The 6,559-nt window shown below is 73.8% G+C and carries 6 protein-coding genes; 1 reads left to right on the forward strand and 5 read right to left on the reverse strand.

What is annotated here, in order from left to right:
* The 5 genes from AC1DUQ_RS14995 to AC1DUQ_RS15015 form a co-directional block, all read right to left on the reverse strand.
* A partial coding sequence (locus AC1DUQ_RS14995; RefSeq protein ID WP_477074060.1) for a Trp biosynthesis-associated membrane protein occupies positions 1-557 on the reverse strand: 557 nt, incomplete at its 3' end.
* The gene (locus tag AC1DUQ_RS15000) at positions 554-2,122 is read right to left on the reverse strand and encodes an anthranilate synthase component I (protein WP_477062872.1); all 1,569 of its coding nucleotides are present in this window, start codon (positions 2,120-2,122) and stop codon (positions 554-556) included. The genes AC1DUQ_RS15000 and AC1DUQ_RS14995, both read right to left, overlap by 4 nt.
* A complete protein-coding gene (hisI, locus tag AC1DUQ_RS15005) occupies positions 2,119-2,520 on the reverse strand; it encodes a phosphoribosyl-AMP cyclohydrolase (RefSeq protein WP_477062871.1) in 402 nt (133 codons plus the stop codon). The genes AC1DUQ_RS15000 and hisI overlap by 4 nt, the downstream gene beginning before the upstream one ends.
* A 47-nt stretch (positions 2,521-2,567) precedes the next feature.
* Positions 2,568-4,385 carry an ABC transporter ATP-binding protein gene (locus AC1DUQ_RS15010; RefSeq protein WP_477062870.1) on the reverse strand — a complete coding sequence of 606 codons (1,818 nt, stop codon included), beginning with the start codon at positions 4,383-4,385 and terminating at the stop codon, positions 2,568-2,570.
* The gene (locus tag AC1DUQ_RS15015; protein WP_477074062.1) at positions 4,382-6,178 is read right to left on the reverse strand and encodes an ABC transporter ATP-binding protein; all 1,797 of its coding nucleotides are present in this window, start codon (positions 6,176-6,178) and stop codon (positions 4,382-4,384) included. Before AC1DUQ_RS15015 ends, AC1DUQ_RS15010 begins: the two co-directional genes overlap by 4 nt.
* A gap of 187 nt (positions 6,179-6,365) precedes the next feature.
* On the opposite strand from AC1DUQ_RS15015, the gene AC1DUQ_RS15020 reads away from it, so the two are divergent.
* The coding region (locus AC1DUQ_RS15020; RefSeq protein ID WP_477074061.1) for a maleylpyruvate isomerase N-terminal domain-containing protein at positions 6,366-6,559 on the forward strand (194 nt) is incomplete at its 3' end.

The following is a 6,559-nucleotide window of genomic DNA, read 5'->3' on the forward strand; positions in this document are numbered from 1 at the left end:
CAGTCGGACCGCTCGTCGGGTGTGGTCGGTGCCGCCGCGCCGGCGACGTTCTCGTGCCGCCGCGTCGGTCCGGACCACGTACGGGACGCGACCACGAGCCACACCCCGGCGAGGACGTCGAGCACCCCGACCGCGACGGCTAGCCAGGGCCACACGCTCGTCGTGACCGGTCCGGCGAGCTTGCCCACCCCGGTCTCCGCCGCGACGACGGGGATCACTGCACCCTCCGGGTCGCCGAGCACACCGAGCGTCGTCCCGACGACGAGCACCCCGCACGCGACGACGACGGCGGCGACCACCCAGCGCCCGACGCGACCGACCAGCCCCACGGCGGCCACCGCGGCGAGGATCGCGACCGCGGCCGCGAGGATCGCCGGTGCCACCTGGGAGCCCGCGGCCTGCACGGTCACCGTTCCCTGCAGCGCGGTCATGCCGGTCGTCGTGAACCACGTGGGCACGGCGACGAGGGCGGTCAGGCCGGCGAGCAGGAGCAGCAGCCCGGCGGCACGGCCACGTCCCGACGGACGCGACCGGGCGGCGTGCGCCGGAACCGTCACGCGCCCGCCCGCCGCAGCCGGGAGGCGATCTGCACCGCCCGGACGGCAGCCGCGGCCTTGTTGCGCGACTCCTCGTACTCCAGCGCCGGCACCGAGTCCGCGACGATCCCGCCGCCGGCCTGCACGCTCGCGCGCCCGTCCCGGATCAGGGCGGTCCGGATGGCGATCGCCATGTCCATGTCCCCGGCGAAGTCGAAGTACCCCACGGTGCCCCCGTAGATGCCCCGTCGGGCGGGCTCGATCTCGTCGATGAGCGCGATCGCGCGCGGCTTCGGAGCGCCCGAGAGCGTGCCCGCCGGGAAGGTGGCGACGAGCGTCTGCAGGGCCGTCGCGCCCTCGCGCAGCCGACCGACGACGGTCGAGCAGATGTGCATGATGTGCGAGTAGCGCTTGACCGCCATGAACTCGACGACCTCGACGCTCGCCGGCTCGCACACCTTGACCAGGTCGTTGCGGGACAGGTCGACCAGCATGATGTGCTCGGCCCGCTCCTTGGGGTCGGCCAGGACCTCGTCCTGCAGGCGGCGGTCCTCGTCGGGCGTGGCGCCGCGGGGTCGCGACCCGGCGATCGGGAACGTGACGACCCGCCCCGACGTGACCTTCACGAGCGTCTCCGGGCTGGAGCCGACGACCGCGAAGTCCCGGCCGTCCGCGTCCTGCAGCTGCAGGTAGTACATGTACGGGCTCGGGTTGATGGTGCGCAGGACGCGGTAGACGTCGAGCGGCTCCGCCGGGCAGTCCAGGTCGAGCCGCTGCGAGATGACCACCTGGAAGACGTCGCCCTCGTGGATGGCCTCCTGGCCTGTGCGCACGGCGTCCTCGAACTCCTGGCGCGTGGTCCGGAACGCGAGCTCGGGCTCGGCGACGTCCGCCAGGACCGCGACGGCCGACTCGGCGGGCTGCAGCAGCGCCGCTTCCATCGCGTCGATCCGGGCGACCGCGTCCGCGTGCGCGTCGTCCACGCGCTCGTCGGTGTCGTCGAAGTTGATGGCGTTCGCGATCAGCCAGACCGAACCGTCGTGGTGGTCGACCACCGCGAGGTCGGTGGCCAGCAGCAGCGTGAGCTCTGGGACGCCCAGCTCGTCGGGGGCGTTCGCGGGCAGGGTCGGCTCCCAGTGCCGCACGATGTCCCACCCGAGCGCGCCGACCAGCCCGCTGGTCAGGGGCGGCAGTCCCGCGATCGACGGGGTGCGCAGCGCGTCCAGCGTGCGCTCCAGCACGTCCAGGGCGTCGCCCTCGGTCGGGACCCCGACCGGGACGTCTCCGACCCAGACCGCCGAGCCGTCGCGGACGGTCAGGGTGGCGCGGGACCGCACGCCCACGAACGAGTAGCGGTCCCAGCTCCCGTCGGCCTCGGCCGACTCGAGGATGAACGTCCCTGGCCGCCCGTCGGCGAGCGTGCGGTACAGGCCGACGGGCGTCACGTCGTCCGCGAGCAGCCGGCGTACGACAGGGACGACCCGGCGGTCGCGCGCGAGCCCGCGGAAGGCCTCGAGCGACGGCCACGTGCTCCCCCAGGGAACCACGGCGACGGTGACGTCGGTGGGGACGGCGGGGGCGGTCACAGGGGTCCTCCGGTCTCGGTGGGACGGGATCCGACGACGACGGGCAGCGGGCCGCCCGCCTCGAAGCACGTGCGGGCGCCGGTGTGGCAGGCAGCGCCCACCTGGTCCACCTCGACCAGCAGCGCGTCCCCGTCGCAGTCGATGTTCACGGCCTTCACGTACTGCGCGTGCCCGGACGTGTCGCCCTTGCGCCAGTACTCCTGGCGCGACCGGCTCCAGAACACGACCCGGCCGGTGGCCAGGGTGCGGCGCAGCGCCTCGTCGTCCATCCAGCCGAGCATGAGGACCTCGCGCGAGTCGTGCTGCTGCACGATCGCCGCCACCAGGCCGTGCTCGTCGCGCTTCAGGCGCTCGGCGACGGCGGGATCGAGGAGGGGTTCGGTGGGGCTGGAAGGCACGTCCCGATCCTGCCACGCAGCAGCGACGGGCACGGACCCGTCCACGGTCAGCGCGTCTGCGACACCCAGGCGGCGTGCATCGCCGCGTAGTGCCCGTCGCGCGCGACGAGCTCGTCGTGGTGCCCGACCTCGACCACACGGCCCGCGTCGACCACGATCACCGTGTCCGCCGCCTCGGCCGTCGACAGCCGGTGCGCGATGGTCAGCGTGCTGCGCCCGCGCGTGAGGGAGTCGAGCGCACGTGCGATCCGGACCTCGGTCGCCGGGTCGACCGCGGACGTGGCCTCGTCGAGGAGCAGGAGGTCCGCCTCGGCCAGGTAGGCACGCGCAAGGGCCACGAGCTGCCGCTCCCCCGCCGACAGCGACTCGCCGCGCTGGCCGACCGGGGTGTCCAGGCCGTCGGCGAGCTCGTCCACCCAGCCGTCCAGACCGAGCGCCTCGACCGCCGCACGGATCCGCACGTCGTCGTCCTGCGCGGCCGTCGTCCCGTCCTCGTGCCGGAGGCCGTACGCCACGTTCTGCGCGAGCGTGCCGTCGAACAGGAACCCTTCCTGCGGGACGAGCACCACCCGGCGCCGCAGGTCGGCGACGGGGATGTCGCGCAGGTCCACCCCGTCGAGCAGCACCGAGCCGCTCGTCGGGTCCATGAACCGCGCGACCAGCTTGGCGATGGTCGTCTTGCCCGAGCCGGTCGCACCGACGACCGCCACCGACGCCCCCGCGGGGATCGCGACGTCGACGCCGCGGAGCACCGGCGGACCGTCCGGGTAGGCGAAGCCGACGTCGCGCAGCTCGACGTGCGCGGGCCCACGGGGACTGGGCACTCCCGAGGCGCCCGCGTCGACCACCTCGATGGGCGTCTCCAGCACGCCGAGCACCCGGCGCCACCCGGCGACCGCGTTCTGCAGCTCGTTGAGGATCTCCGTCGCCATCTGCACGGGCCCGGTGAACAGCTGCACGAGGAACAGGAACGCCAGCAGCCGCCCGACGGACATCTCCCCGGCGATGCCCAGGTACGTGCCCGCGACGACCACCACGGCGAGTACCAGGTTCGCCACCAGCACGCCGCTGGAGAATACGGCGGCAACCAGGTTCTGCGCGCGCACCATCGACGCGCGGGTGGCACCGATCGCCGCGTCGATCCGACGCTGCGTGCGCCCGGCCACCCCGTACGAGCGGATCGTCTCGGCGCCGACGACGGCCTCCGAGATGGAGCCCAGCATCGCGCCGACGCGCTCCCGCACTGCGGTGTAGCGGGCGTTGACGCGCTTCTGCAGCGGCTGCAGGACCAGGAACAGAGGAACGAAGCCCGCCCACACGATCAGGGTCAGCTGCCAGGAGTAGACCGACATGAGCACGGTCGCCACGGCGATCTGCAGGACCGAGACGAGCAGCATGATGCCGCCCCACTGGACGAACAACGAGATCGTGTCGACGTCGGAGGTCACCCGCGAGACCAGCGACCCGCGCCGCTCGGTGTTCTGCGTGAGCACCGACAGGTCGTGCACGTGCCGGAACGCGCGGGTGCGCAGGGCGAGGAGCCCGCTCTCGCTCGAGCGGAAGAGCCGCACGTTGACGTAGGCCGAGCAGACGGCGCCGAGCAGCAGGCCCAGCGCGGCCAGGCCGGCGAGCGCCACGACGCGCGGCACGTCCGGTCCACCGTCGGCGAGGATCCCAGTGTCCACCGTCTGCTGCACGGCGATGGGCACGAGCACGCGGCCGATCGACGCGGTGACGGCGAGCAGCACCGTGACCTGCCAGCCGACGAGCAGCTGCGGGGAGACCTGGATCCCGCGGCGCAGCGTCGCGAGCACGCCGAGGGTGCTGGCCGGGGCGAGGCGGTTCTCCGGGCTCTGCTCGCTCATGCCCGCTCCTCCACGACCTCGAGGGCCTCCTCGTCGGCGACCTCCGCGGCACGGCGCGCGGTCTCCTGCTCGTACGCGGTCGCCAGCTCGCGGTAGCCCGGGTCGCGCTCCAGCAGCTCGTCGTGCGTGCCGCGGTCGATCACGCGGCCACCGTCGACGTGCACCACCTCGTCGGCCAGCAGCACGGACGACATCCGGTAGGCGACCAGGAGCACCGTCGGGCTCGACGCCTCGCCGTCGCCGCGCAGGCCGCGCAGGATCGCCTGCTCGATGCGCGGGTCGACGGCCGACGTCGCGTCGTCCAGGACGAGGACGGACGGGTTCCGGACCAGCGCGCGGGCGAGCGCCAGACGCTGCCGCTGGCCGCCGGACAGGTTGGCTCCCCGCTCCCCGAGGGGGGCGTCCAGACCTCCGGGCAGCGCGCGGACGACGTCGTCGACCCGTGCCAGGTGCAGCGCGGCCCAGACGGCGTCGTCGTCCGGGGAGCCCGGCTCGCCGTCGTCGGCCAGCGTGACGTTGGAGCGCACGGTGTCCTCGAAAACGAACGTGGACTGCGAGACGAGCGCCACGTGCCGCGCGAGGTCGGCAGGACGGACGTCACGCAGGTCGAGGCCGTCGACGTGCACCGAGCCGTGCGACGGGTCGTACAGCCGGTTCACCAGCGACACGAGCGTCGTCTTGCCGGCACCGGTCGGGCCGACCACCGCGATCGTGCGGCCCGCGGGCACGTCGAGGTCGATCCCGTGCAGCAGCTCCAGCTCGCCGCCGCTGGGCAGCGGGACCGAGCGGCCCACGTGCCGCAGCTCGACGCGCGCTCCCCCGGACGGCGCCCACGGCGTGCTCCCCACGCTCAGGGCACCGTGCGAGTCGATGACGCGGGCGATCCGGTCGTAGCCGACGAGCGCCCGGGGCAGCTCACCGAGCACCCAGCCGAAGGCGCGGACCGGCACCGCCAGCAGGGTGAGCAGGTACGCAGCCGCGACCACGTCCCCGGTCTCCACCCGCCCGGCGCGGATCTGCACCGTGCCGACGACCAGCACGAGCAGCGTGCCGATGCTGGGGAGCAGGTCGATCACCGGGTCGAACAGCGCCCGCACGACGCCCACCCGGACGTTGGCGTCACGCAGCTGCTCGGCCCGCTCCGCGAACCTGGCCTCCTCGCGCGCCTCCGTGCCGAGCGACGTGACCAGCACAGCCGCCTCGAAGCTCTCGTGCGCGATGTCCGCGACCTCCGCGCGCAGCTGCTGCGCGCGGATCGCCGCCGGTGACATCCGGTTCTGGAACACCACGTTGGCGATGACCGCGAGCGGCAGCACCACCAGCGCCGCCAGCGCCAGCCAGACGTCGGTGCGCAGCAGCTCGACGGTGGCCACGACGAGCATCACCACGACGCCGATCGCGAACGGCAGCGGGTTGAAGATCGAGGTCGCGGCCTCCACGTCCGCGCTGGCGTTCGACAGGAGCTGACCGGTGGGGTGCTGCCGGTGCCACGACATGGGCAGGCGCAGGTACTGCCGCGTCACCGCGGCGCGGTGGTCCTCCTGGATCAGCGCGAACCCCTTGCCCGCGAACATGCGCCGCCCGGCGACCGTCACCGCGAGCGTCACGGCGACCAGGGCGATCGCCAGGCCCGCCAGCCAGATCCGGTCGCGCGCCTGCGCCGATCCCGCCAGCGCGGGGACGACGACCTGGTCGGTCACGGCGCCGAGCACACGGCTCACCACCACGGTGAGCACCCCGAAGACGGCCGAGGTGCCCACAGCCAGGGCGTAGGTGCCGGGGTGGGCGCGCATCCCCCGGCCGATGAGCTGGAACGCTCGACGAGGGACGGAGCCGGTGAGTGCCACCGACGGCGGTGACGCGTCTCGCGAGGGCACGACAGGACCTTCCGTGGAGCTGTGGGGGTGCCGTCATCCTCTCACGGTGGTGCGAGCGCTTACCCGTCACGCGTCGCCCCTGCTCGCGTGCGATCCTGCGGGGATGAYCTGGCACGAGATCGAACGCGAGCAGCTCGCGCAGGCCCTCCGCGACGTCGCTCCCGACGCACCGACGCTCTGCGAGGGCTGGCAGGCGCGCCACCTCGCCGCGCACGTGGTGCTGCGGGAGCGCAACCCCGTGGTGGGTGCGGGGATCGCCGTGCCCGCCCTCGCGGCCCTCGCCGAGCGCAGGATCGC

The sequence above is a fragment of the Cellulomonas sp. P4_B5_2 genome (genome assembly GCF_056402235.1).